Source organism: Ramlibacter sp. GCM10027632 (genome assembly GCF_042675325.1).
GTDB lineage: Bacteria > Pseudomonadota > Gammaproteobacteria > Burkholderiales > Burkholderiaceae_C > Ramlibacter.
Map to the genome: position 1 here is coordinate 294,206 of NZ_JBHTGW010000002.1, position 25,265 is coordinate 319,470.

Annotated in this window: 22 protein-coding genes and 1 tRNA gene; 11 read left to right on the plus strand and 12 right to left on the minus strand. The window is 71.7% G+C overall.

The features are described 5' to 3' along the window. Window position 1: 1 nt before the first annotated feature. Window positions 2-922 (minus strand): LysR family transcriptional regulator, encoded by a 921-nt coding sequence (locus ACFQZY_RS04790; RefSeq protein WP_377413303.1) that lies wholly within the window; start codon window positions 920-922, stop codon window positions 2-4. Between the two features lie 84 nt (window positions 923-1,006). Between ACFQZY_RS04790 and ACFQZY_RS04795 the strand changes: the two genes are divergently transcribed. The 4 genes from ACFQZY_RS04795 to ACFQZY_RS04810 are packed head-to-tail and all read left to right on the plus strand — an operon-like array spanning window position 1,007 to window position 4,503. Continuing rightward, on the plus strand, window positions 1,007-1,423 hold the full coding sequence (locus ACFQZY_RS04795; protein ID WP_377413305.1) for a nuclear transport factor 2 family protein: 417 nt from the start codon (window positions 1,007-1,009) through the stop codon (window positions 1,421-1,423). Then, window positions 1,420-2,601 carry an iron-containing alcohol dehydrogenase family protein gene (locus ACFQZY_RS04800; RefSeq protein ID WP_377413308.1) on the plus strand — a complete coding sequence of 394 codons (1,182 nt, stop codon included), beginning with the start codon at window positions 1,420-1,422 and terminating at the stop codon, window positions 2,599-2,601. Before ACFQZY_RS04795 ends, ACFQZY_RS04800 begins: the two co-directional genes overlap by 4 nt. Before the next feature lie 46 nt (window positions 2,602-2,647). Continuing rightward, window positions 2,648-3,559: a TauD/TfdA dioxygenase family protein gene (locus ACFQZY_RS04805; protein ID WP_377413310.1), complete on the plus strand. Its 912-nt coding sequence runs from the start codon at window positions 2,648-2,650 to the stop codon at window positions 3,557-3,559. 11 nt (window positions 3,560-3,570) lie between these two features. Further along, entirely contained in the window at window positions 3,571-4,503 is a 933-nt protein-coding gene (locus ACFQZY_RS04810; RefSeq protein ID WP_377413312.1) for a fumarylacetoacetate hydrolase family protein, read from the plus strand. A gap of 18 nt (window positions 4,504-4,521) precedes the next feature. Here ACFQZY_RS04810 and ACFQZY_RS04815 read toward each other — a convergent pair whose 3' ends face one another. After that, a complete protein-coding gene (locus tag ACFQZY_RS04815) occupies window positions 4,522-5,508 on the minus strand; it encodes an NADPH:quinone reductase (RefSeq protein ID WP_377413315.1) in 987 nt (328 codons plus the stop codon). A gap of 66 nt (window positions 5,509-5,574) precedes the next feature. Then, complete coding sequence (locus ACFQZY_RS04820; RefSeq protein ID WP_377413318.1) at window positions 5,575-6,558, minus strand: Bug family tripartite tricarboxylate transporter substrate binding protein; 984 nt, start codon at window positions 6,556-6,558, stop codon at window positions 5,575-5,577. A gap of 35 nt (window positions 6,559-6,593) precedes the next feature. Between ACFQZY_RS04820 and ACFQZY_RS04825 the strand changes: the two genes are divergently transcribed. Beyond that, the gene (locus tag ACFQZY_RS04825; RefSeq protein ID WP_377413321.1) at window positions 6,594-7,487 is read left to right on the plus strand and encodes an alpha/beta fold hydrolase; all 894 of its coding nucleotides are present in this window, start codon (window positions 6,594-6,596) and stop codon (window positions 7,485-7,487) included. Continuing rightward, window positions 7,484-8,368: an alpha/beta hydrolase gene (locus ACFQZY_RS04830; protein WP_377413324.1), complete on the plus strand. Its 885-nt coding sequence runs from the start codon at window positions 7,484-7,486 to the stop codon at window positions 8,366-8,368. Before ACFQZY_RS04825 ends, ACFQZY_RS04830 begins: the two co-directional genes overlap by 4 nt. 24 nt (window positions 8,369-8,392) lie before the next feature. Here ACFQZY_RS04830 and ACFQZY_RS04835 read toward each other — a convergent pair whose 3' ends face one another. From ACFQZY_RS04835 to ACFQZY_RS04845, 3 genes are all read right to left on the minus strand, one after another. Continuing rightward, a complete protein-coding gene (locus tag ACFQZY_RS04835) occupies window positions 8,393-9,658 on the minus strand; it encodes an NAD(P)/FAD-dependent oxidoreductase (protein ID WP_377413327.1) in 1,266 nt (421 codons plus the stop codon). Continuing rightward, window positions 9,655-11,367, minus strand: coding sequence for a cation:proton antiporter (locus tag ACFQZY_RS04840; protein WP_377413329.1), 1,713 nt, complete (start codon window positions 11,365-11,367; stop codon window positions 9,655-9,657). The genes ACFQZY_RS04835 and ACFQZY_RS04840 overlap by 4 nt, the downstream gene beginning before the upstream one ends. Before the next feature lie 144 nt (window positions 11,368-11,511). Beyond that, the gene (locus ACFQZY_RS04845; protein WP_377413331.1) at window positions 11,512-11,817 is read right to left on the minus strand and encodes a hypothetical protein; all 306 of its coding nucleotides are present in this window, start codon (window positions 11,815-11,817) and stop codon (window positions 11,512-11,514) included. Window positions 11,818-12,078: 261 nt separating this feature from the next. Here ACFQZY_RS04845 and ACFQZY_RS04850 point away from each other — a divergent pair, with 261 nt between their 5' ends. The 3 genes from ACFQZY_RS04850 (at window position 12,079) to ACFQZY_RS04860 (ending at window position 15,005) form a co-directional block, all read left to right on the plus strand. Further along, window positions 12,079-12,636, plus strand: a complete 558-nt coding sequence (locus tag ACFQZY_RS04850; protein WP_377413333.1) for a porin family protein — start codon at window positions 12,079-12,081, stop codon at window positions 12,634-12,636. 254 nt (window positions 12,637-12,890) lie between these two features. After that, on the plus strand, window positions 12,891-14,084 hold the full coding sequence (locus ACFQZY_RS04855; protein WP_377413336.1) for an amino acid ABC transporter substrate-binding protein: 1,194 nt from the start codon (window positions 12,891-12,893) through the stop codon (window positions 14,082-14,084). A gap of 30 nt (window positions 14,085-14,114) precedes the next feature. After that, on the plus strand, window positions 14,115-15,005 hold the full coding sequence (locus ACFQZY_RS04860) for a dioxygenase (RefSeq protein ID WP_377413338.1): 891 nt from the start codon (window positions 14,115-14,117) through the stop codon (window positions 15,003-15,005). A 63-nt stretch (window positions 15,006-15,068) separates the two neighbouring features. Here the strand turns inward: ACFQZY_RS04860 and ACFQZY_RS04865 are convergent. From ACFQZY_RS04865 to ACFQZY_RS04890, 6 genes are all read right to left on the minus strand, one after another. Continuing rightward, window positions 15,069-15,144 (minus strand) — tRNA-Thr (locus ACFQZY_RS04865). Window positions 15,145-15,179: 35 nt separating this feature from the next. Beyond that, window positions 15,180-16,187 carry a class 1 fructose-bisphosphatase gene (locus ACFQZY_RS04870; RefSeq protein ID WP_377413341.1) on the minus strand — a complete coding sequence of 336 codons (1,008 nt, stop codon included), beginning with the start codon at window positions 16,185-16,187 and terminating at the stop codon, window positions 15,180-15,182. 23 nt (window positions 16,188-16,210) lie between these two features. Beyond that, a complete protein-coding gene (pepN, locus tag ACFQZY_RS04875; RefSeq protein ID WP_377413343.1) occupies window positions 16,211-18,907 on the minus strand; it encodes an aminopeptidase N in 2,697 nt (898 codons plus the stop codon). A gap of 29 nt (window positions 18,908-18,936) precedes the next feature. Then, a protein-coding gene (prfB, locus tag ACFQZY_RS04880; protein ID WP_377413345.1) for a peptide chain release factor 2 occupies window positions 18,937-20,041 on the minus strand; the annotation gives its coding sequence in 2 pieces (ribosomal slippage) (window positions 18,937-19,959 and window positions 19,961-20,041; 1,104 coding nt in all). A 69-nt stretch (window positions 20,042-20,110) separates the two neighbouring features. Next, window positions 20,111-21,049, minus strand: coding sequence for a DUF2927 domain-containing protein (locus ACFQZY_RS04885; protein ID WP_377413347.1), 939 nt, complete (start codon window positions 21,047-21,049; stop codon window positions 20,111-20,113). An 83-nt stretch (window positions 21,050-21,132) separates the two neighbouring features. Then, a complete protein-coding gene (locus ACFQZY_RS04890; RefSeq protein ID WP_377413350.1) occupies window positions 21,133-22,050 on the minus strand; it encodes an alpha/beta fold hydrolase in 918 nt (305 codons plus the stop codon). A gap of 70 nt (window positions 22,051-22,120) precedes the next feature. On the opposite strand from ACFQZY_RS04890, the gene ACFQZY_RS04895 reads away from it, so the two are divergent. Together ACFQZY_RS04895 and ACFQZY_RS04900 are read left to right on the plus strand one after the other, a co-directional pair. Further along, complete coding sequence (locus ACFQZY_RS04895; protein WP_377413894.1) at window positions 22,121-23,962, plus strand: acyl-CoA synthetase; 1,842 nt, start codon at window positions 22,121-22,123, stop codon at window positions 23,960-23,962. Beyond that, window positions 23,959-25,248, plus strand: a complete 1,290-nt coding sequence (locus ACFQZY_RS04900; RefSeq protein ID WP_377413352.1) for a glycerate kinase — start codon at window positions 23,959-23,961, stop codon at window positions 25,246-25,248. The genes ACFQZY_RS04895 and ACFQZY_RS04900 overlap by 4 nt, the downstream gene beginning before the upstream one ends. Window positions 25,249-25,265 lie beyond the last annotated feature (17 nt).

The window sequence follows — 25,265 nt, forward strand, 5'->3', positions numbered from 1 at the left end:
TTCAGGGCTGGGTCGCCCCCGCGGGCGCCCAGGCCGGCGGCCGGGCCGCCCAGTCCTTGAGGAACTCCAGCAGCGCCCGCACCCGGGTGGGCATGTTGCGGCGGGTCGAGAAGACCACGCTGATGTCCAGCTGCTGCGGGCGGTACCCGGGCAGCACCACCGCCAGCGCGCCGCTGCGAAGCTCCTCGGAGACCATGTAGTACGGGTGCAGCGCGATGCCCGCACCCAGGAGCGCGCCCTTCTTCAGGACCTCGCCGATGTTGGAGCGCAGCGTGCCGCGCACCCGCACGTCGCGCGGCGTGTCGCCCTCGAAGTGCCAGATGTTCCCTGACGACTTGATGGTGTGGACCAGGCAGTTGTGCCGGCGCAGGTCCTCCACCGAGCGCGGCGTGCCGGCGCGCGCCAGGTAGGCCGGCGAGGCCACCAGCACCTGCGGCGCCTTCATCAGCGGGATGGCGATGAAGCTGGCATCGTCCAGCTGCGGCGCGATGCGGATCGAGAGGTCCAGCGCGTCGCCCGCGGCCGGCGTGCGGCCGTCGTCCAGGACCACCGTGACCTCGATGTCCGGGAAGCGCTCGGTGAACTGCGCCACCACCGGCGAGAGGTGGTGGATGCCGAAGGCCGGCGGCGTGCCCACGCGGATGCTGCCGCGGGGAAGGTTCACCGAATCGCGAACGTCGGACTCCAGGCGTTCGTAGCGCTCCAGCATCTCCTGGGCGCCCTCCAGCACCCGCGCGCCCGCCTCGGTCAGGGTCACCTGCTTGCTGTTGCGATTGAGCAGCTGGGAGCCCATGTTCTCCTCGAGCCAGGCGATGTGCTTGGTCACCGTGCCCTTGGACAGCGAGAGCTGCCAGGCCGCGCGCACGAAGCTGCGGCAGCGCGCAACCTCCGAGAAGATCTGCAGGCAGCGCAGGCGGTCCATGGGGGTCTCCGGTTTCTTGTTTGGAAACCTCGGATTATCGATCGGCGTGTCCCGCCCGCGCCGCGCGTTCCTACACTGCCCGCCATGACCACGACCCTGGTGACTGCCTCCTGCGCGGGCGAACTCACCCAAGCCCTCCACGCCTTCATCAGCCACCTCGACGAGCGCCGCTACGACGAGCTCCTCGCCGCCTTCGCCCCGCAGGGCCGCTGGCTGCGCCAGGGCCGCTGGCTCGAGGGCCGCGACGCCATCCTGCAGGCGCTGCAGGCCCGCCCCGCAGGCATGCGCGTGCGCCACGTCATGAGCAATGCCTGGGCCTGGCACGGCGAGGGCGGGGTGGTGCACCAGGAGGCCTACATGACGGCCTTCCGCCAGCTCGAGGGCGAAGCCGTGGCCTCGCTGTTCCGGATCAACCGCGTCACCAGCGTGTGGCGCCGTCGCGGCGAGGGCTGGGAACTGCTCGAGCAGCAGCTCCTTCCCGACCTGGAGTTCGGCGCATGAGTGACGCCGCTTCGACCCCGCGCGTGGCCCCCTTCGTCCAGCGACTGCCGCTGATGCGCGTGATCCTGCGCGAGGGCGCCGTCGACGCGCTGGGCGCCGAGCTGGCCCTGCTGCGTGCCAGCCGGCCCCTGCTGGTGTGCAGCGGCAGCGCCCGCCGCAGTGCCACCTTCGCCCGTGTGCAGCGCCAGCTCGAGGGCCTGGCGGTGCTGGCCGGCGACGACGTGCCGCCGCACTCCGCCACCGACCTCGTCACCGGCCTGGCCGGGCGCGCCGCGCAGCATGGCGTGGACTGCATCGTCGCCTTCGGCGGCGGCAGCGCCTCCGACACCGCCAAGGCGGTGGCGATCCTGCTGGGGGAGGGCGGCCGCCTGGAGGACCACGCGGCCCGCTTCACGCCGCCAGCCACGCTGCACGTGCCCTCGCTGACGAAGCCCAAGGTCCCCATCGTCACCATTCCCTGCACCGCCTCGGGCGCCGAGGTCTCGGCCGGCCTGGGCGTGCGCACGCCCGAGGGCCACAAGCTGCTGTTCACCGATTTCCAGGTGGCCAGCCGCGTGGTGCTGCTGGACCCGGTGGCCAACCTCGAGGTGCCGGCCGGCGTGATGCTCTCCACCGGTATGAACGGCCTGGCGCATTGCCTGGAGGGCCTGTACTCGCTGGAGCGCGCGCCGCTGGGCGAGACCATGGCGCTCGACGCGATGGCCCGCTTCGCCCGCGCCCTGCCCGCGGTGCGCCGCGACCCGCAGGACGTGGCCGCCCGCGCCGACCTGCTCTACGCCGCCCACCTCTCGGGGCTGGTGATGATCAATGCCCGCACCGCGCTGCATCACGCCATCTGCCATGTGATCGGCTCGGTCACCGGCGTGCCGCACGGCGAGGCCAATGCGGTGATGCTGCCCTACGCGCTGGAATTCAACCGGCCCGTGGTCGCCCCGGCGCTGGAGCGCGCCGCGCTGGCCCTGGGCGCCGCGAGCGCCGACGCCGTCGCCTGCATCGAGGCCGTGCGCGGCCTGGGCCGCTCGCTGGGCGTGCCGCAGCGGCTGCGCGACATCGGCGTGCCGCGCGAGGCCCTGGCCCGCATCGCCGAGAAGGCCATGGGCGAGCGCGGGCTGTACTTCAACCCGCGCCGTGTGGCCGGCCCGCACGAGATCCTGGCGCTACTCGAGCAGGCGTACTGAGAGGCGCGTCGAGCGCCGCCCCCTTCCCCTTCCACGGAGAGACACCATGACCTTCCAGATCATCCCGAACGACGCCACGCTGGGCGCCCGCGTCGAGGGCCTCGACCTGTCGCAGCCGCTGTCCGACGCCGACCTGGCCACCCTGATCGAGGCCCTGGGCCGCCACGGCGTGCTCAAGTACCCCAAGCAACAGCTCACCGCGCGCCAGCTGCGCGACTTCTCGGCCCGCTTCGGCGAGCTGGAGGTCAACGTGGCCAATGCCTACCAGGAGCCGGGCCTGCCGGAGGTGATGATCCTCTCGAACATGGTGGAGAACGGCAAGCCGCTGGGCCTGTCCGACGCCGGCCAGGACTGGCACACCGACATGTCCTACAGCCGCATGATCGCCTTCACCAACGTGCTGTATGGCACCGTCATCCCGCACCGTGACGGCAAGTCCCTGGGCAACACCGAGTTCTGCAACATGCATGCCGCCTACGAGGCCCTGCCCCAGGCCTGGAAGGACCGCCTCGAGGGCTGCACCGCCACCCACGACTTCAACAAGTTCTGGGAGATGATGCGCCGCGAGCGGGGCAGCTCTCGCCCGCCGCTCACCGAGGCCCAGCGCGCGGCCAAGCCGCCGGTCTCGCACCCCGTGTTCCTGACCCACCCCATCACCGGCAAGAAGGTGCTCTACGCCAACCCGGGCTATGCCATGCACATCGACGGCTGGTCCCAGGAGGAGAGCGACGAGGCCCTGGCCTTCCTGTTCGCGCACCAGCTGCGTCCCGAATTCCGCTACGCCAACAACTGGGAGGTGGGCGACGTGCTGATGTGGGACAACATGGGCACCATCCACAACGCCGTGGCCGACTACCTGCCGCACGAGCACCGCTACATCAAGCGCTGCCAGGTCGCCGCCACCCGCTTCTTCCACGCCGACGGCAGCCCGCGCGAGCGCGCGGCGGCCCTGGCCTGAGCCTTTCCTCCATGAAGCTGCTTCAATTCGAGATCCCCGGCCACGACACGGGCCGCCGCGCCGGCGTGCTGCACGAGGGCCGCATCGTCGACATCACCGACCTGCTCGCCGGGCTGGCCCTGCCCACCGAGGCCGCGCAAGCCCTGCGCGTCCGCGGCATCGAGCCCGCGGCCGGCGGCCTGGTGCGCTGGCTGCAGGCTGGCCCGGCCGCCCGCGCCGCGCTGGCGCCGCAGATCGCGCAGCGCCTGGCCTCGCCGCAGGCCGTGCGCCACGACCCGGCCGCCGTGACCTTGCGCGCGCCGGTGGCGCGCCCCGGCAAGGTGGTGGCCATCGGCCGCAACTACGCGGACCATGCCAAGGAGACCGGCGTCCAGCCGTTCGAGAAGCCGCGCATCATCTCCAAGCTGCCCTCCTCGGTGACCGACCCGGGCACCGTGGTGCGCAAGCCGCCGCCCGTGACCAAGTTCGACTTCGAGGGCGAGCTGGGCGTGGTGATCGGCAGCTTCGCCCACGCGGTGGACGAGGCCCGCGCCCTGGACCACGTGGCCGGCTACACGCTGCTCAATGACCTGAGCGCGCGCGAGTTCCAGTTCGACATCAGCCCGGCGCAGACCACCTTCGCCAAGAGCATGGACGGCTTCTGCCCGCTGGGCCCGGTGCTGGTTTCGGCCGACGCCATCCCCGACCCGCAGGCGCTGGACCTGAGCACCCGCGTCAACGGGGTGGAGGTGCAGCACGCCACCACTGCGGACATGCTGTTCCCGGTGCGCACGCTGATCGCCTACATCAGCCAGTACATGACGCTGGAGCCGGGCGACGTGATCGCCACCGGCACGCCGGCGGGCATCGGCGCCTTCCGCACGCCGCCGGTGTGGCTGGCGGCGGGCGACCGCATCGAGGTCACGATTCCCCAGATCGGCACGCTGGAGACCCGCATCGGCTGACGCGGGTCGGGTGGAGGTTCAGTCCACCCGCAGCAGCACCTTGCCGGTGACGCGCCCGCTCTCCACCTGCTCGTGGGCGGCGGCGATCTCCGCCAGCGGCAGGCGCGCCGCCACCTGGTGCTGCAGGCGGCCGCGTGCCAGCATTTGCGCCAGCACGCCCTCGGCGCGCTCGCGGTCGGCCGGCGCGAGGTTGTAGACCACGAAGAACTTCAGCTGGATGTTCTTCTGGATCAGGGGGAAGAAGGGCAGCGGCATCGGCGTGGCGCCGCTGCCATAGACCACGCATTCGCCGCCGGTGCGCAGCATCTCTAGGTTGGCGGCGGCGTTGGCCGCCATGTCCACCTCGATGATGCGGTCCACGCCGCGCCCGCCCGTGAGTTCGGCCACGCGCCGGGCCAGGGGCTCGGTCTTGTAGTCCACCACGTCGTCCGCGCCGGCCTCGCGGGCCAGGGCGGCCTTGGCCTCGCTGCTGGTGGTGGCGATCACGCGCGCCGCGCCGAGCTGGCTCGCCATCTGCACCGCGTAATGGCCCACCGCGCCCGCGCCGCCCGAGACCAGCACCGTCTTGCCGGCGACGCCGCCATCCATCAGCACCGCGTGCAGCGCGGTCAGCGCCGGCACGCCCAGGCAGGCGCCGACCTCGTCGTCCACCGCGTCGGGCAGGAGGACGGCCTGCGCCTGCGGCACGCACACGCGCTCGCAGGCCGTGCCGTGCGCGCGCTTGAAGGCGGTGTTCCACAGCCACACGCGCTGGCCGATGCGCGCGGCCGGCACGCCGTCGCCCACGGCATCGACCACGCCCATGCCGTCGCTGTGCGGGATCACGCGCGGGAAGGGCATGACGGGGTTGCGCAGGCCCACGCGGGACTTCACGTCGGAGGGGTTCACGCCCGACCATCGAATGCGCACGCGCACCTCGCCCGGGGCGGGCACGGGATCGGGCAGGTCGGCGATTTGCAGCACCTCGCGCGCGGGGCCGAGGCGGTCGTAGAAGGCGGCTTTCATGCGGGCCAGTCTATCGGCCGACGCCGCGGGCCGCAGTCACGGACGGGTCTTCCCGTCCGCGCCGCCTCACTCGGCCTTCGCGCCGGAGTAGCGGATCGGCCCCGCGCGCGAGGCCAGCTCCTGGCGGATGTGGCGCGCCAGCTCCTGCGGCGTGCCGGCCACCAGGTCGTAGCCCTTGGCATCGACCTCGCGCTCCTTGAAGCCGGGCTCGCGCAGCACCGCCGTCACGTCGCGGTGGATGCGGTCCACCGCGGCGGCCGGCATGGCCTTGGGCGCGAACAGGCCCACCCACACGTTGGCATCCACCTCGGGGAAGCCGAGCTCGCCGACGGTGGGCACGTCCGGCAGCGCGGGGTGGCGCACCTTGCCGCCATAGGCCAGCGCCTTGATGCGGCGGGTCTGCAGGTGCGGGCGGGCGGAGGGGATGCCGGCCCACGTGAGCTGCACCTCGCCCGAGACCACCGCCGTCACCGCCTGCGGGATGCCGCGGTACGGGATATGGACGATGTAGAGGCGCGCCTTCTGCTTCAGCGTCTCGGTGGCGAGCTGCGGCTGGCTGCCCGGGCCGTAGGAGGCATAGGCCAGCTGGCCGGGCGACTTGCGGGCCAGGGCCACCAGCTCGGGCAGGGTGGAGGCCGGCAGCGAGGCGGGCGCGACCAGCAGCTGGCTGAAAGACACCATCCGCGTCACCGGCGCGAAGTCGCGCTCCAGGTCGTAGGGCAGCTTCGCGTACAGGTGCGGGTTGATGGTGAAGGTGGCGTCGGTCGTGAACAGCAGGCTGTGGCCGTCGCCGGCGCGGGCCGCGGCTTCTGTGCCGACCACCGTGTTGGCGCCGGGGCGGTTGTCCACCGTCACCGGCTGCTGCCAGGTCTCCTGCAGGCGCTGGGCGAGGGCGCGCGCCAGCACGTCGACGCCGCCGCCGGCGGGGTACGGTACGATCAACCGCACCGGGCGCGTGGGCCAGTCCGCCGCGTGCGCGGCGGCCGGAAGGCCCAGGCCCGCGACGAGCAACGACAGCAGCAGGCCCTGGATCCGACCCCGATGTTTCACTCCATGCTCCTCGTGTATTGAGTCGCGGGGATTCTATGCACGCCGAACCGACCGCTTTCCGCGTCCCTCCCGCGTGGCCCGCGCTGCCCGAGCTGCAGCTGGCCCGCATTCCCACCTCCGCCGCATCGCGCTACCTCGGGGATCGCTGGTCCTTCCTCGAGGCCGGCCCCGCCGATGCGCCCTGCCTGCTGATGCTGCATGGCATCGGCGCTTGCGCCGACTACTACCGTTTCCAGCTCGCGGGGCTGTCCGGGCGCTGGCGCGTGGTCGCCTGGAACGCGCCCGGCTACGGCCTCAGCGACGCGCTGCGCACCGAGTCGCCCGGCTGGACGGACTACGCCCAGGCGGTGGCCGATTTCCTCGACGCGCTCGCCATCCCTCGCTGCGTGGTGGTGGGCAACTCCTTCGGGTCCGCCGTGGCCCAGGCCTTCGCGATCGCCCACCCGGCGCGCGCCGCCGGCCTCGTGCTCACGGGGACCGGCATCGGCCAGCGCGCGCTGGAGCCCGCCCGGCGCGAGGCCTATGAGGACCGCATCCGGCGCATCCGCCTGGGCGGCTACCAGTACGGCGACCGCGGCTCGGACCACCTGGTGGGCGAGGGCGCTTCGCCCGCGCTGCGCGCCTGGCTGACCCGGATCTCGCGCAGCCTGCGCGCCGAGGGCGTCGAGCGCGCCGCGGCCTTCCGCACCAGCGATTTCTTCAGCCCCGACCACGCGGACCGCCTGCGCCTGCCGGTGCTGATGGTGCAGGGCGACCGGGACCGCGTGAACCCGCGCGAGCAGAACGCCGACCTCCTGCGCGAGGCGCTGCCGCACGCGCGCCTCGAGGCCTGGCCCGGCATCGGCCACCTGCCCGACGTGGAGGACCCGGCCCGCTTCAACCAGGCCTTGTCGGACTTCGCGCAAGGCCTGGAGGGCTTCGGCCCATGACGGTCGACGCCAGCGCCACCGGGGTCTGGCAGGGCCTGGACCAGGCGGCCCTGGACCGCGCCTACGACCAGGCCGCCTGGGCGCCGAACATGCACGCGGTGCTGGCCCGCTATGCGCAGCGCAGCCAGGCCGCCCGGGAGCGCCTGGGCGAGCCCCGGCGCATCGCCTATGGCGCCGGGGTGAACGAGGCGCTGGATTTCTTTTCCTGCGGCGGCCAGGGCGCACCCCTGGTGGCCTTCATCCACGGCGGCGCGTGGCGCAGCGGCAAGGCCCGCGACTACGCCTTCGTGGCCGAGCCCCTCGTGCGCCGTGGCGCGCACGTGGCGATCCCGGACTTCGACTGGGTGCAGGACCGCGACGGCGATCTCGCTGTGCTGGCCGACCAGGTGGTGCGTGCCCTCGCCGCGCTGCTCGGACAGGCGCATGTCCTCGGCATCGACCCGGCCCGCGTCCACCTCGTGGGCCACTCCTCCGGCGCACACCTGGCCGCGCTGGCGGCCACGCGCGCGGGCGAGCCGGGCCTGCCGGCCGGGGCGGTGCGCAGCCTCGTGTGCTGCAGCGGCCTGTACGAGCTGGAGCCGGTGCGGCGCTCGGCGCGCAGCCGCTACCTGCGCCTGGACGATGCCGCGGTGGAGGCGCTGAGCCCGCTGCGCCGCACGCACCGGCTGCAGGCTGCGGTGCGGGGGGTGTGCGGCGCGCTGGAGAGCCCGCAGTTCCTCTGGCAGGCGCAGGCCTGGGCGCAGGCCGTGCAGGCCGCCGGGCTGCCCGTGACGCACGAGGTGGCCGCGGGGCTGAACCACTTCGAGGTGCTGGAGGCGCTGGTGGATGCGGCGCATCCGCTCGGCGCGCGGCTGCCCGGGTGGCTGGGGCTGCCGGCCTGACGCCTGCGCGTCACCGGCCGCGGGTCACCCGAACCGCGCCGGCGCGTACGGCGCCGGGTCGACCACCGTCGCCTCGCCCTCGATCAGCTCCGACAGCAGCCGCCCGCTCACCGGACCCAGCGTGAAGCCCTGGTGCGCGTGGCCGAAGTTGAACCACAGGCCGCGGTGCCGCGGCGCGGCGCCGATCACCGGCAGCATGTCGCCGGTGCAGGGCCGGGCGCCGAGCCAGGGCCGGGCCTCCACCGGCTCGGGCAGCTCGAACAGCTGGCGCGCCAGCACCTGCGCGCGATCGAGCTGCACCGGCGTGGGCGGCGCGTCGATCAGGGCGAACTCGGCGCCGGTGGTCAGGCGCACGCCCTGGACCATGGGCGCCAGCACGTAGCCGGCGTCGGCATCGAGCAGGGGCAGGCGCGGCGCGACGCCGCCGCGGTAATGGCGGTGGTAGCCGCGCTTGACGAACAGGGGGTAGCGGTAGCCCAGGGACCGCAGCAGCGCGTCGGACCAGGGACCCAGCGCGATCACCGCATGCTCGGCCTCCACCTCGCCCGCCTCGGTGCGCACGCGCCAGCCCGCGCCGGCCGGCCGCAGCGTCGCGGCATCCCCTGCCAGGAAGCGGCCGCCCTCGCGGGTGAAGAGGCCGGCGTAGCGCCCGCCCACCAGCTCGCCGGGGTCGCTCACCGTCCAGGGATCCAGCCAGTGCAGTCCGCCCGGCAGGCGCAGGCGCAGGCCGGGCTCGGCGTGCGCCAGGGCGTCGGCGTCCAGCACCGCAAGGCGCAGCCCGTGCAGGTCGGCCAGCGCCTGCGCGTGGGCCACGGCGTCGCGCATCGTGGCAGCCTCGCGGAAGACGAAGCGGAAGCCCTCCCGGCGCACCAGGTCGTCGGCGCCGGCGCGGGCCACCAGCGCCTGGTGCTCGGTGAGCGCATGCGCGATGAGGCAGGCGTAGGCCCGGGAGATCGCGGCATGGCGCTGCGGCCGCGAGTTGACCCAGTAGCGGGCGAGGGCGCGGGCCTGCGGCAGCAGCGCGCCCAGGTGGTAGCTCACCGCGGCGCCGCGCTTGAACGCCGCGCGAGCGACCTGGGCCCACGCCTGCGGGAAGGGGTAGGGCTCCACCGCCTCGCGCTGGATGATGCCGGCGTTGCCGTAGGAGGTTTCGCGCCCCGGCTCGCGGCGGTCCACCAGCGTGACCGCATGCCCGCGCAGCGCCAGGTGCAGCGCGGTGCAGGTGCCCACCATGCCCGCGCCGAGCACGATCACGCTGCGGGAACGGGCGGGTGCGTCGCCTGCGATCATGGCGCGGCTCCCGGCGCCGCGGCCGCCCGCGTGCCTGCCAGCACCTGGGCCGCCATGGCGCGGGCCAGTGCGGTCTCGCCCACCAGCACGGTGGCGCCGGTGTCGCGGGCCAGCTGCTGCGCCTCCTCCTCGTTGTGGCTGCGGAGGATCACCGCGACCCCGGGGTTCAGCGCCCGCGCGGTGTCCACCATGCGGCGCATGTCGGCGGCCCGCTGCGTGGCGACCACCAGCAGGCGGGCCCGCGCGATGTGGGCCTGCACCAGCGTCTCGGGCTGGGCTGCGTCGCCGAACACGGCGGCCTGCCCGTCGCGGCGCAGGGCCTCGACCTGCTCGCGGTTGTCGTCCACCACAACGAAGGGCAGACCCTGCTCGCGCAGCACCTGCGCAATGACGCGGCCCACGCGCCCATGGCCCACCAGGACCACCTGGCCGGCGAGGAAGCGCTCGTCGGTGGACATCGGCAGTTCCGCCAGCGGGTCGGCGCGGCGCTCCAGGTCCCGCGCCAGCTGCGAGCGTTCACCGAGCCAGCGCTGCGCCGGCCCGATGGCGGAGAACAGCAGCGGGTTCAGCGCCATCGAGATCAGCGCGCCCGCCAGCACCAGGCTGTGGCCCGCCTCGGGCAGCAGGCCCAGGCCCATCCCCAGGCCGGCGAGGATGAACGAGAACTCGCCGATCTGCGCCAGGCTGGCGCTCACCACCAGGGCGGTATTGAGCGGGTACTTCATCAGCAGCACCAGGGCCGCCGCGGCGAGCGACTTGCCCACCACGATGATGGCCACCACCAGCAGCACCCGCAGCGGCTCGTCGACCAGCACCATCGGGTTGAACAGCATGCCCACCGAGACGAAGAACAGCACCGCGAACGCGTCGCGCAGCGGCAGGCTCTCCTCGGCGGCGCGGTGGCTGAACTGCGACTCGCGCAGCACCATGCCGGCGAAGAACGCGCCCAGCGCGAAGGACACGCCGAACAGGTGGGCCGAGGCGAAGGCGATGCTCACCGCCGCGGCGACCACGCACAGCGTGAACAGCTCGCGCGAGCCGGTGCGCGCCACCTGCCACAGCAGCCAGGGGAAGACGCGCCGGCCCACGCCGAGCATGAGGGCGATGAAGCCCGCCACGGCCAGCACGGTGGTGCCCAGCGAGGCCCACAGCGACCGCCCTGGCTCGGCGGCGGCGTGGCCGCCGAGCACGCCGGCCAGGGGCGGCAGCAGCACGAGCACCAGCACCATGGCGAGGTCCTCCACCACCAGCCAGCCGACGGCGATGCGGCCGTTGCCGGTCTCGAGCGCGCCGCGCGCCTCCAGCGCCTTGAGCAGGACCACGGTGCTGGCCACCGACAGCGCCAGCCCGAACACCACCGACTCGCCCGGCGACCAGCCCCAGGCCAGGCCGGCGGCCAGGCCCATCGCGGTGGCGGCGCCGATCTGCAGCAGCGCGCCGGGCACGGCGATGCGCCGCACCGCCATCAGGTCGGCCAGCGAGAAGTGCAGGCCCACGCCGAACATCAGCAGCATCACGCCGATCTCGGCGAGCTCGGAGGCGACCTGCATGTCGGCCACGAAGCCGGGCGTGGCCGGGCCGATCACGATGCCGGCCAGCAGGTAGCCCACCAGCGCCGGCAGCTTCAGCCGGACGGCGACGAAACCGAGGGCGAGCGCCAGCGCGAACGCGGCGGCCAGGGTGGTGATGAGGGGAATGGCGTGGGGCATCGACGCCCTAGCGTAACCGCAACGGGCATCGGCGTGAGGTCATGCCCGGCGGCGCGCGAGGGCTTGGGCGCGGGCATGAAAAAGGCCCGCCACGCGAGGATGGCGGGCCTTGGAGGCCGGCGGACTGCGGCGCCGGCGCGGGGCTCAGGACTTGGGCGCGGAAGCGGCCTGCTTGGCCTCGCCCTTGGACGTCTTCTTGTCCTTGCCCTTGGCCTCCTTGGTCTCCTTGGCCTTGCCCTTGGCATCGCCGTCCTTCTTGGCGTCGGCCTTCATGTCGGCCTTGGCGGAAGCGGCGGCGGCGGGAGTGGCAGGCGTTGCCGGCGTGGCCGGTGCCGCCGCCGTGGCGGGAGCCGCCGGGGTGGCGGGCTTGGCAGGGGTGGCCGGCGTGGCCTGTGCGAATGCGCCCGCAGCGAAGAGGCCGGCGATCAGGGCGGAGAGGAGCTTGTTCATGGTCGAGCCTTTCAGGATAGTCGAGGTTTCTGGATCTCGTGATCGCTGCGCAGCGGCACGCTCCTATAACTGCCCATCCATGAACTCGGTTGACACGCAGCCCCCCTGGAAATTTGTGTCAAGGTGCGTCGCCGGGCGGGCCCCGCCGGCCCGGCCAGTGTTGTGGCATCGCGGCAACGTCACGCTGCTGCCAATTGATTGTCAATGTAAGATTGATATTCGGATTGACCATTAATTGAAGACCACAGACTGGAGAAACGCATGAAGAAGAAACTCTCGGTGATCCTGGTTGCCCTGGCCGGGTTCGGCTCGGCCCACGCGCAGCAGGCCTCGTCTCCCTGGTACGGCGAGCTCGGCTACACCGCCACCACGATCAAGGCCGAAGGCTACAAGCTCAAGCCCGGGATGCTCCGCGGCATCATCGGCTACGACGCCCACCCGAACGTGGCCATCGAGGGCATGGTCGGCGTCGGCGTGAAGGACGATTCCATCAACATCCCCATGTTCGGCACCACGGTGAACCTGAACGGCGAGATCAAGCACGCCTACGGCCTCTTCGTGAAGCCGAAGGTCGCGGTCTCCCCGGCCCTGGAATTGTTCGCCCGCCTCGGCTACACGGAAACCAAGGTCAAGGCCACGGCGAGTGCGCTGGGCGTCAGCCAGTCCGAGTCCGACAGCGATGGTGACGTGTCGTACGGCGTCGGCGCGGCGTACAAGTTCTCCAAGGCCGGCTTCGCCACCCTCGATTACATGAACTACTACAAGAAGGACGGGGTCAAGGCCTCCGGCATCACGCTGGGCGTCGGCATGCGCTTCTAAGCTGCCGGTACGCTGGATCTACCGCCAAGGGGGCGCGGCCATCCGGGATGGTCGCGCCCCCTTGTCACGTCCAGGCCCGTGGACTCGGGGCACCGCCTGCCGCGGGGCCGGCAAGGCAGGCGACCGGAGCGATCGTTCACGCAGACGGCATGGACCCCGGGCCAGGGAAGCCCTGCGGGTAAGTCCCGAACCCTTGGTCAGGTTGCTCATGGAAGATGTCGGCTCCCGATCCCCGCCCCCAAGGAGTCCGCCGCATGCGCAAGCGCCCCTTCCTCCAGGCCCTCGGTTCCAGCCTGCTGCTGTCCGCCCTGCCTGCCGCCGTGCGCGCGCAGGCCAGGCCCGTGGTGGTGGGCAGCACCCTCTCGCTGACCGGCCCGCTGGCCGGCACGGCGGTGATGCACCGGCTCGCCGGGGAGATCTACCTGGAACAGGTCAATCGCCGGGGCGGCTGGCTCGGGCGCCCGGTCGAATGGCGGATCAAGGACGACCAGTCCAAGCCGGACATGGCGCGCACGCTGTACGAGCAGATCGTCACCGCCGACAAGGCCGACCTGCTGATGGGACCCTACGCCACCGCCAACAGCCTGGCCGCCATGGGCGTGGCCCAGCGCTATGGCAAGGTGCTGGTGACCAACTCCTTCGGCATCCCCTCGCTGGCCAAGTACGAGATGCACTTCCCGGCCTACGTGATGGGCGCCGACCCGGGAACGACCGCGCCCAACACCCTCCTCGACGCGCTGCAGGCCGGCGGCGCCCGGCCCCAGACCGTGGCCCTGGTGACCAGCAAATTCCCCTCGGTGCACTTCATGTCGCTGGGCGCGCGCGAGGTGTTCCGCAAGCGCGGCCTGCGCGAGTCGCTCTGGCTCGAGTGGGAGTTCGGCAACCGCGACTTCGGCCCCATCGCCTCGCGCCTGAAGGATGCCAACGCCGACTTCCTCTGGCTCGGGACCATCGGCCCGGAGAGCCTGCAGCTGCTCGACGCGATGAACAAGATCGACTACCGGCCCAAGCTGCACTTCCACCTCTACCCCACGCCCGGGCCGCTGGCGCAGTCGCCGCTGGCCGCGAACGCGCTGTCGCTCACCACCTTCGAGCAGCATGCGCCGTTCACGAACAACCCGGTCCACGCAGAACTGATCAAGACCTACAACCAGCGCGCGACCGCGGCCAACTTCCCCGACCCGGCCTTCGAGCTGCAGGCGGCCAATGCAGTGGCCGGCTGGCAGATCCTGGAGGCCGGCATCGTCGGCTCGGGCAGCTTCGAGGACAAGAAGATCGCCGACTGGCTCAGGAAGAACCGCGTCGACACCCTGGTCGGCAAGGTGCGCTTCGACGGCCCCAACAACTATGGGGACGACTTCAACCGCGTCAAGCAGCTGCAGGGGGGCAAGTGGGTGGTGATCCACCCCAGGGACATGGCCCTGCCCGGCAGCCGCATGGCCCTCTGACAACACCAACGAACGGATCCAGGAGACTTCATGACACGCAATCCCGTCGAGCATGTCTACGACGCCAGTGACCTCATCACCCAGGAGGTGCTCAAACGCTACGAGAGCACGCCCGACCCGCGCCTGCGCGAGATCATGCTCTCGTTCATCCGGCACATGCACAGCTTCGTGCGGGACATCAAGCTCACGCCTGACGAGTGGATGGCCGCCATGAACCTGCTGCAGGAGACCGGCAAGTGGTGCGGCCCGGGGCGCAACGAGTTCATCATCTTCTCCGACGCGATGGGCATTTCCATGCTCACCATCACGCAGGACTACCAGCGCCCGGCCCACGCCACCGAGCCCACGCTGATCGGCCCCTTCCACCTCGAGGATTCGCCGAAGTTCGAGATGGGCGCCGACATCAGCGCCGGCGCGCAGGGCACGCCGATGTACGCGTGCGGCCGGGTCCTGGACCTGGACGGCAAGCCGCTGGCCAACGCGGTGATCGATGTCTGGCACAGCGACGACCGCGGCCTGTACGACGTGCAGGAGGACCTGGCCACCAAGGGCCCCTGGGCGCGCGGCACCCTGACCACGGGGCCCGATGGCGGCTACAGCTTCTGGTCGGTTCTGCCGGTGGACTACCCGGTGCCGCAGGACGGCACGGCGGTGACCATGCTGCGGGCCACCACGGGCCGCGGCTGGCGGCCGGCGCACCTGCATTTCCGCATCCAGGCGCCGGGCCAGCGCGAGCTGGTCACGCACATCTTCGACCGCAACAGCAAGAACCTGGACGCGGACGCCGTGTTCGGCGTGCGGCCCTCGCTGGTCGGCGACTTCGTGCGCCACGAGGCCGGCACTGCCCCCGACGGGCGCGAAATGAAGCAGCCGTTCTACACGCTGGACTACGACTTCGTGATGGTGCCGCCCAGGGATTGAGGCGCGGGAGGTCCAAAGAAAAAGCCCGCTATGAATTCCATAGCGGGCTTTCCTTTATCGGGTTGGTGCCGGTGAGATGAATCGAACACCCGACCTTCTCATTACGAATGAGCTGCTCTACCGACTGAGCTACACCGGCAACCGAAGCCTCGCATTATAGCGGGGCTTCAGGGCTCATTTACCGAGGTGGTAGCCGGTGACCCGTTCGACCTCGTTTTTCGACCCCAGGATCACGCTCACGCGCTCGTGCAGCTGGGTGGGCTGGATGTCGAGGATGCGCTGCTTGCCGTTGGTGGCCGCGCCGCCGGCCTGCTCGACCAGCCAGCCCATGGGGTTGGCCTCGTACATCAGGCGCAGCTTGCCGGGCTTGTTCGGCTCGCGCTTGTCCCAGGGGTACATGAAGATGCCGCCGCGGGTCAGGATGCGGTGCACGTCGGCCACCATGGAGGCGATCCAGCGCATGTTGAAGTCCTTGCCGCGCGGGCCTTCCTTGCCGGCCAGGCACTCGTCGACATAGCGCTTCACCGGGGCGTCCCAGTGCCGCATGTTCGACATGTTGATGGCGAACTCCTTGGTGTCGGCGGGGATCTGAACGTGCTCCTGCACCAGCACGAAGGAGCCCTGCTCGCGGTCCAGGGTGAACATGGCCACGCCGTCGCCCACGGTCAGCACCAGGGTGGTCTGCGGGCCGTAGATGCAGTAGCCGGCGGCCACCTGCCTGTTGCCAGGCTGCAGGAAGTCCTGCTCGCTCACGCCGGGGTGCTCGTCGGACTTCTTCAGCACCGAGAAGATGGTGCCGATGGAGACGTTGACGTCGATGTTGGAGGAGCCGTCCAGGGGATCGAACAGCAGCAGGTACTCGCCCTGCGGGTAGCGGTTCGGGACCATGTAGATCCCGTCCATCTCCTCGGACGCCATGGCCGCCAGGTGGCCGCCCCATTCGTTGGCCTCGATCAGCACCTCGTTGGCGATGATGTCCAGCTTCTTCTGGACCTCGCCCTGCACGTTCTCGCTGCCGGCCGAGCCCAGCACGCCACCCAGGGCGCCCTTGTTCACGGCGTGGCTGATGCTCTTGCAGGCGCGGGCCACCACCTCCAGCAGCAGGCGCAGCTGCGAGGGAATGTGGCCCTGCTCGCGCTGCTGCTCGACGAGGTAGCGGGAAAGGGAAATCTTGTTCGACATCGTGGGTTCCTTCAGTCGGGGCCTCAGTCGGCCAGCGCGCGGGTGACGACCTCGCGCACGTCGTTGGACAGGTCGGGCTTGGCGGCGACGCGGGCGATGGCCTCGCGGGCGGCGCTGCGCAGGGCGGGCACCAGCTTCTTCCAGCGGTCCAGTGCGCGGGCCAGGCGCGCGGCGACCTGCGGGTTGATCGCGTCCAGCTCGATCACGCGCTCGCTCCAGTACACGTAGCCGGCGGCGTCGGTGCGGTGGAAGGCGCCCGGGTTGGCGCTGCAATAGCTGAAGATCAGGCTGCGCGCGCGGTTCGGGTTGCGGATGTTGAAGTCGGGGTGCGCCATCAGCTGGCGCACCACCGGCAGCACGTCGCCGCCGCGGTCCGGCGCGCCGGCCTGCAGGGCGAACCACTTGTCCAGGACCAGGGCCTCGTCCTTGAACAGCGCATGGAACCGCTCCAGCGCCGGCGCCGCCAGCTCATGGCCGCTGACCACCAGGGCCGACAGCGCGTTGAAGCGGTCGGTCATGTTGCCGGCATCCTTGAAGCGCTGGTAGGCGCGGCCCGGCCAGACCGGGTCGCCGCTGTTGCGGGCGGCCAGGCACAACTGGGTGAGCGCCAGGCCGGCCAGGGCGCGGCGGCCGCTGGAGACCGCGTCGGGCCGGTAGCCGCCGTTGTCCTTGTGCTGCTCGAAGGCCCACTCCCAGTCGTGGCGCAGGGCAGCGGCCAGCTGCTGGCGCATGGCCTCGCGCACCGCGTGGATACGCTGCGGGTCCACCTCGTCGAGCTGCTCGGCGATGTAGGTCTCCGAGGGCAGGGTGAGCACCAGCTCCTTGAAGGCGGCATCGAGCTGCGGGTGGCGCAGCACGCCGCGCATGGCTTCGATGAAGGGCGCGTCGAGTTCGACCACGGCGCCGTTCTTCACATAGTGCAGGGCGCGGTGCATCGCCAGGCGCTGCGCCGCCTCCCAGCGGTTGAACGGGTCGGTGTCGTGCGCCAGCAGGATCAGGAGCTCGGTGTCCTGGTAGTCGTACTCCAGCACCACCGGCGCGCTGAAGCCGCGCAGGATCGAGGGCACCGGCTCGCCGGCCAGGCCGCTGAAGGTGACGGTCTCGCTGGCCTGCGTGAGCACGTGCAGGCCCTCGCTGACCTGCGCGCCATTGGCGTCCAGCAGGCCCAGGCGCACCGGGATCACGAAGGGCTCCTTGGTCGGCTGGCCCGGCGTGGCGGGGCAGGACTGGCGCAGGGTGAGGCTGTAGGTGCCGGTGGCCGCGTCCCAGTGCGAGCTGGCGTGCAGGCGCGGCGTGCCGGCCTGGCTGTACCAGCGCTTGAACTGCGGCAGCAGGGCGGCCAGCGGAGAGCCGGGGTTGGCGTCGGCGATGGCCTGGGCGAAGTCGTCGCAGGTCACGGCCTGGCCGTCATGGCGCTGGAAGTAGAGCGCCATCCCCTTGGCGAAGCCCTCGCGCCCCAGGGGATCGGACTCACTTGCGGTGAGGGTCTGCATCATCCGCACGACCTCCGCACCCTTCTCGTAGATCGTGACGGTGTAGAAGTTGTTGATCTCGAGGTACTGGTCGGGCCGCACCGGGTGCGCCATCGGGCCGGCATCCTCGGGGAACTGGGCGGTGCGCAGCACGCGCACGTCCTCGATGCGCTTGACGGCCCGGGCCGATATGCCGGGGGAAGGGGCCCCGGCATGGCCGGGTCCTTCACCCGCCAGGTCCTGCGAGAACTCCTGGTCGCGGAAGACGGTGAGGCCCTCCTTGAGCGAGAGCTGGAACCAGTCGCGGCAGGTGACCCGGTTGCCCGTCCAGTTGTGGAAGTACTCGTGGCCGACCACGCTCTCGATGTTGGCGTAGTCGGTGTCGGTGGCGGTGGCCTGGCTGGCGAGGACGTACTTCGTGTTGAAGATGTTCAGGCCCTTGTTCTCCATCGCGCCCATGTTGAAGTCGCTGGTGGCGACGATCATGAAGCGCTCCAGGTCCAGCGGCAGGCCGAAGCGCGCCTCGTCCCAGGCCACGGAGGCGATGAGGGAGTTCATCGCGTGCTCGGTCTTGTCCAGGTCGCCCGGGCGCACGTAGACCTGCAGCAGGTGCTCGCCGCCGCTGCGCGCCTTGATGCGCTGCTCGCGCGCCACCAGCTTGCCGGCCACCAGCGCGAACAGGTAGCAGGGCTTGCGGTGCGGGTCCACCCAGCGGGCGAAGTGGCGGCCGTCGTCCAGCGTGCCTTCCTCGACCAGGTTGCCGTTGGACAGCAGCACCGGGTACTTCGCCTTGTCGGCGCGCAGCGTGACGGTGTAGCTGGCCATCACGTCAGGACGGTCCAGGAAGTAGGTGATGCGCCGGAAGCCCTCGGCCTCGCACTGCGTGAAGAACGACTCGTTGCTCACGTACAGGCCCATGAGCTTGGTGTTCTTCGCCGGCGCACAGGTGGTGAAGATCTCCAGGTCGAAGGGCTCGTGGCCCTCGGGCAGGTTCTCCAGCACCAGCTGGCTGCCCTCGAGCTTGAACGAGGTGCCCTGGCCGTTGACCATCACGCGGGCGAGGTTCAGCTCCTCGCCATCGAGCTTGAGGGGCTGGGCCGGCACGTCCGGGTTGCGGCGCAGGCGCATGCGATTGAGCACGCGGGTCTTGGCCGGGTCCAGGTCGAAGGTGAGGTCGACGCTGTCGATCCAGAAGGCCGGGGCCTGGTAGTCCGCGCGGTGGATCACCGCGTTCTGTCCTTCACGCATGATGACTCCCTTGCTTGTTGTTGGATGCCTCAGACGCCCTGCTTGAGCGAGGCCTCGATGAACGCATCGAGGTCGCCGTCCAGGACCTTCTGGGTGTTGGAGATTTCGACGCTGGTGCGCAGGTCCTTGATGCGGCTCTGGTCCAGCACGTACGAGCGGATCTGGTGGCCCCAGCCCACGTCGGTCTTGGTCTCTTCCAGCTTCTGCTGTTCTTCCATGCGCTTGCGCATCTCGTGGTCGTACAGGCGCGAGCGCAGGCGCTGCCAGGCCACGTCGCGGTTGGAGTGCTGGCTGCGGCTGTCCTGGCACTGCACCACGATGCCGGTGGGGATGTGGGTCAGGCGGACCGCCGAGTCCGTCTTGTTGATGTGCTGGCCGCCGGCGCCGGAGGCGCGGTAGGTGTCGGTGCGCACGTCGGCGGGGTTGATGTTGATCTCCACCGAGTCGTCGATCTCGGGGTAGACGAACACCGAGGCGAAGCTGGTGTGGCGGCCGCCCGAGGAGTCGAACGGCGACTTGCGCACCAGGCGGTGAACGCCGGTCTCGGTGCGCAGCAGGCCGTAGGCGTACTCGCCCTCGATGCGGATGGTGGCGCTCTTGATGCCGGCCACGTCGCCGGGGGTCTCGTCCTCGACGTTGGCCTTGAAGCCCTTGCGCTCGGCGTACTTCAGGTACTGGCGCAGCAGCATGCTGGCCCAGTCGCAGGCCTCGGTACCGCCGGCGCCGGCCTGGATGTCCAGGAAGGCGTTCATCGGGTCGGCCGGCTTGTCGAACATGCGGCGGAACTCCAGCGCCTCGACGTCCTTGGTCAGGCGGGCCGCGTCTTCCTCGATCGTGAGCAGGCCGGCCTCGTCACCGTCCTCCTTGCTCATGTCATAGAGCTCGAGGTTGTCGGCGAGGTCGCGGTCCAGGTTCTGGATGGTGACGACGATGTCGTCCAGCTGCTTCTTTTCCTTGCCCAGTTCCTGGGCTTTCTTCGGGTCGTTCCACACCGCCGGGTCTTCCAGCGATGCGTTCACCGTCCTCAGTCGTTCAGCTTTTGCATCGTAGTCAAAGATACCTCCGTAGGTCCGCGGTGCGAACCTGGAGGTCGGAGAGGGTGCTGCCGATGGCGTTGATGCGTTCTGCGTCCATGTCTGTGCTCGGTGTCTGGGGTGTCAACCTTGCATTTTCGCACGGGGCCGCTCGCCGGCAGCCCCGGCCTCAGCGCATGCCCGCCAGCCGCGCCTGGGCGTTGCGGTGCCCCGCGCCGGCCGCCTGCTCGAACCAGCGGATCGCCCGCGCCCGGTCGGGCGCCGGGGCCGTCACGCCCTCCAGCCAGGCCACGCCCAGGAAGTAGCTCATTTCGCCGCGCCCCTGGCGCACGCCGTCGTCGGTGGACTTGCCCGAGCGCCGCACGATGGCGGGCACGTCGCCCCGGCCGCTGGCGTAGGCGTCCATCTGGTCCAGCGTCGCGGCGAAGAAGCGGTCGCGGGCCGCCGTGGCCGCCGCCCGGGCCGGCTCGGGCTCGGCAGCGACGAGCTCGTCGGCCAGCACCGGCAGCGCCTCGAACGGGGTCATGCCCCCGCGCATGCGCGGGGAGTACCAGGCCCGCAGCATCACCCGGTCCAGGGGCAGCAGGGCATCGACCCGGGTCGGGAAGTAGCTCAGGACCGTGCGCCCGCCGGGATGCCCCCGCACCCCCATCACGTGCATGGCCTCGTGGTGGGCGCAGCGCCAGACGTCGCGCCCGCGCATCTGCATGCGGGCCGAGTCGATCCGCGTTTCCCGGCGGAACTCGAGCATCGTCACGCAGGGCTGGCTGTCCTCCAGGGCGGTGTCGGGGGTGATCTCCACGTCCAGGTTGGCGGGCTGGCCGGGCTGATCGGTCACGTCGACCAGGCGCACGCCGGCCTCCTGGGTCACCGCGCGCATGGCCTTGAGCACCGACTCGCGGTGCGCCGCCAGGTTCACCCCGCGCACCCGCACCTGGATGTCGCCCTCCCAGCGCACCACCCGGGTCGGCACGCCGCTCTGGTGCCACAGCACCTCCCACAGGGTGGCCAGGCCGTCCTCCACCTCGTCCCCGGCCCGGGCCGGTCCCGCGCCCAGAACCCCGAGCGTCCCCAGCGCGAGCAGGGCGCACACCATTCGCTTGTTCACTGCGATCACCTCAGCATTCGGAGGCCGCAGCGTACGGGTAGGAGCGCTCCTACGGGGCGCCATTCCCGCTTCCTACGTGAAGCTCAGCGCGTTTCCGAGAAGAAAGTCTCGATCGCGTGGGCCACGGCGGCCGGCTGGTCGTGGTGCAGCATGTGGCCGGCGTCCTCGACGCGGCGGCGCCGGAGGTTCGGCACGGCGTTCAGGCGCAGTTCGACCTCGGCCTGGACGGCCGGGGCCTTCCACCAGCGGGAGCCCGCGTCACCCTCGTCGCCGCTGGCCTGCACCCACAGCACCGGGGCGGTGATCTGGCGGTACACCTCCATCACCTCGTCCGCCCGGAACAGGTGGGCGCTGACGATCTTGTGCGCGGGCTGGCCGAGGATGTGCCAGGCGCCGTCCCGCTCGCGGGCCCAGTGGCGGGCCAGCCACTGGGCCTTGTCCTCGGGCAGGCGGCGGTTGTTCTTCATGAGGCGGTGCGCCACCGCCTCGGCCGAGGGGTAGGGGCGCAGGCCGCCCTCGCCGCGGTGCAGGGCGCGCACCTCGTCGAGCCAGCGGGCGTAGCGGCCGGGGGCCTGGGCCGGCCGGGTGGGCGGCATGCCGAAGCCCTCCAGGTTCACCAGCCGGCGGATGCGGTCCGGGCGCACGCCCGCGTACTGCATGGAGGCGATGCCGCCCATGCTGTGGCCCACCAGGTCCACCGGGGTGTCGGGCAGGTAGTGATCGAGCAGGGCGTCGAGGTCGGCCAGGTAATCGGGGAACCAGAAGCTGTCGGCGCCGGGCACCTCGGTCAGGCCGAAGCCGCGCCAGTCGGGGGCGATCACGTGCCGGTCCCGGGCCATCGCATCGACCACGAACTGCCACGAGGCCGACACGTCCATCCAGCCATGCACCAGGACCAGCGATGGTTGCGCGGGCGACGGCGTGCCCCAGGTGCGCACGTGGTAGGTCAGGTTGCGAATGGGGACAAATTCGGAGTGGGATTCGCGCCGGGGTTGATACATTCGGCTGATCATAAGGAGACGCCCGATGGTCGCCCGTCACGCGAAGGACAAGCCCCAGGACGCCAACGCCATGGACCCCGCCCCCCTGCAGGACCGCCACGCGGCGATGCACGCCGGCTTCGGCTGGGAGGTGCCACCGGACTTCAACATCGCCCAGGCCTGCTGCGCGCGCTGGGCCCAGGCCCCCGACGCCGCCACGCGCACCGCCGTCATCGCCCACGGCACGCCGGCGCCGCAGCAGCGGCTGTCCTACCGCGAGCTGCAGGCGCGGGCCAATCGCCTGTCCAACCTGCTGGCGGCGCTGGGCGTGCGCCGCGGCGACCGCGTCGCCATCGTCCTGCCCCAGCGCTTCGAGACCGCGGTGGCCTACATGGCGGTGCTGCAGATGGGGGCGGTGGCCATGCCGCTGTCCATCCTGTTCGGGCCCGAGGCGCTGCAGTACCGGCTGCAGGATTCCGAGGCGGTGGTGGCGATCTGCGACGAGAACGCGGTGGGCGCCCTGGTCTCGGTGCGCGCCACCTGCAGCCACCTGCGCTCCCTGGTCGGCGTGGGCGCCGCCGCCCTGCGCGCCGACCTGGATTACGAGGTCGGCCTGTCGGCCCAGAGCGACCGCTTCCCGCTCGTGTCCACCACCGCGGACGACCCCGCCGTCCTGATCTACACCAGCGGCACCACCGGCGCGCCCAAGGGGGCGCTGGTGCCGCACCGCGCCCTGGTGGGCAACCTGCCGGGGTTCGTGTGCAGCCAGAACTGGTTCGGGTTCGACCCCGCTGGCGGTGCCCGGACTCCCTCCCCCGTGAGGGGGAGGGCTGGGGTGGGGGCGGGCCCAGGACGGGCAGGGCCCAGCGCCGGGGGCCAGAACACGCCAGTGTTCTGGTCCCCGGCGGACTGGGCCTGGACCGGCGGGCTGATGGACGCCCTGCTGCCCACCCTCTACTTCGGCCGCCCCATCGTCGCCTTCAACGGCCGCTTCTCCCCCGAGCTGGCCTTCACGCTGATGCAGCAGCACGGGGTGACCCACACCTTCCTGTTCCCCACCGCGCTCAAGGCCATGATGAAGGCCTTTCCCTCGCCGCGACGCCAGTTCCGCCTGAAGCTGCAGGCGATCATGAGCGCGGGCGAGGCGGTGGGCGACGCGGTCTTCGGCTGGTGCCGCGACGAGCTGGGCGTCATAGTCAACGAGATGTTCGGCCAGACCGAGATCAACTACATCGTCGGCAACTGCGCGATGAACCACCGCGCGGCCCCGGTCGGCTGGCCCGCGCGCCCCGGCAGCATGGGACGGCCCTACCCGGGCCACCGCGTCGCGGTGATCGACGACGAGGGCAACGAGTGCCCGCCCGGCGTGGCCGGTGACGTCGCGCTGCACCGCTTCGACGTGCACGGCCGGCCCGACCCGGTCTTCTTTCTCGGCTACTGGAAGCGCGACGAGGCCACCGCCGCCAAGTTCACCGGCGACTGGTGCCGCACCGGAGACCTGGCGGTGCGCGACGCCGACGGCTACCTCTGGTACCAGGGCCGCGCGGACGACGTCTTCAAGGCGGCGGGCTACCGCATCGGCCCGGGCGAGGTCGAGAACTGCCTGGTCAAGCACCCCGCCGTGGCCAACGCCGCCGTGGTGCCCAAGCCCGACGCCGAGCGCGGCGCGGTCGTCAAGGCCTACGTGGTGCTCGCGCCCGACGCGCTGACCCAGCGCGCCCGCGAGGCCGACGCCGCAGCCTGGGACGCCCGGCTGGTGGCCCAGCTCCAGGCCCATGTGAAGGGGCGGCTGGCGCCCTACGAGTACCCCAAGGACATCGAGTTCATCGAGCAGTTGCCCATGACCACCACCGGCAAGGTGCAGCGCCGCGTGCTGCGCCTGCAGGAAGAGGCGCGGGCCCGGGAGGGCCCGCGGGAAAGAGCCGCCGCATGACCCACGCCGCCCCCGCCTTCACCCCGGCCACCGGCCGCGCGCTCCTGCGAGACCTGTTCGATGCCGCCCTGCGCGCGGTCGACCCGCTGTTCTCGGTGCCGCGCCACCTGCCGCCGCGGCCGCGAGGGCGCACCGTGGTGGTGGGGGCGGGCAAGGCGGCGGCACGCATGGCGCTGGCGCTGGAGCAGGCCTGGGACGGCCCGCTGTCCGGCCTGGTCGTCACGCACCGCGGCCACGGCGAGCCGTGCCGGCGCATCGAGGTCCTGGAGGCCGACCACCCGGTGCCCGACGAGGCCGGCGTGCAGGCCGCGCACCGCATCCTCACGCAGGTGCAGGGGCTGGGGCCCGACGACCTCGTGATCGCCCTGGTCTCCGGCGGCGGCTCGGCCCTGCTCGCCGCACCGGCCGAGGGACTGACCCTGGCGGACAAGCGCCGGGTCACCAGCGCGCTGCTGCAGTCCGGCGCCACCATCGCCGAGATGGACTGCGTGCGCCGGCACCTGTCCGCGGTCAAGGGCGGCAAGCTGGCCCAGGCCTGCGGCCCGGCCATGGTCTGGACGCTGGTGCTGTCCGACGTGCCCGGCGACGACGCCCGCACGGTGGCGGCCGGCCCCACGCTGGCCGACGGCTCCACGCCGGCCGACGCGCTCGACGTGCTGGCGCGCCATGGCATCGCGCTGCCGCCCGCGGTGGCCCGGGCGCTGCAGGCGCCCCCGGCGGCGGCCTATGCCGGCCCCGTGGGCGAGCGCCACTGGCGCGTGATCGGCACCGCCCAGGGCGCCCTGGAGGCCGCCGCGGCCCTGGCGGCCGCCCGCGGGCTGCGCGCGCTGATCCTGGGCAACGCCATCGACGGCGAGGCCCGCCATGTCGGCCGGGTGCAGGCCGGCATCGCGCGGCAGGTGGCGCGCCACGGCCAGCCGGCGCCGGCGCCCTGCCTGCTGCTGTCGGGGGGGGCGACCACCGTCACCGTCACCGGCCCCGGGCGCGGCGGGCGCAACGCGGAGTTCCTGCTGGGGCACCTGGTCGGCGTCTGCGAGCCGGGCGCGAACGCGCACCGGTTCTGGGGGCTGGCGGCTGACACCGATGGCGTCGACGGCAGCGAATCCAACGCCGGCGCCGTCTTCGGGCCGGACAGCTGGCAGCGCGCCCAGGCCCTGGGCCTGTCGGCGCAGGACATGCTGGCGCGCAACGACGCGTTCAGCTTTTTCGAGGCGCTGGGCGACCTGGTGGTCACCGGCCCCACGCGCACCAGCGTCAACGACTTCCGCGCCACCCTGGTCGCCTGAGTCGCCGCCCCCGCGGC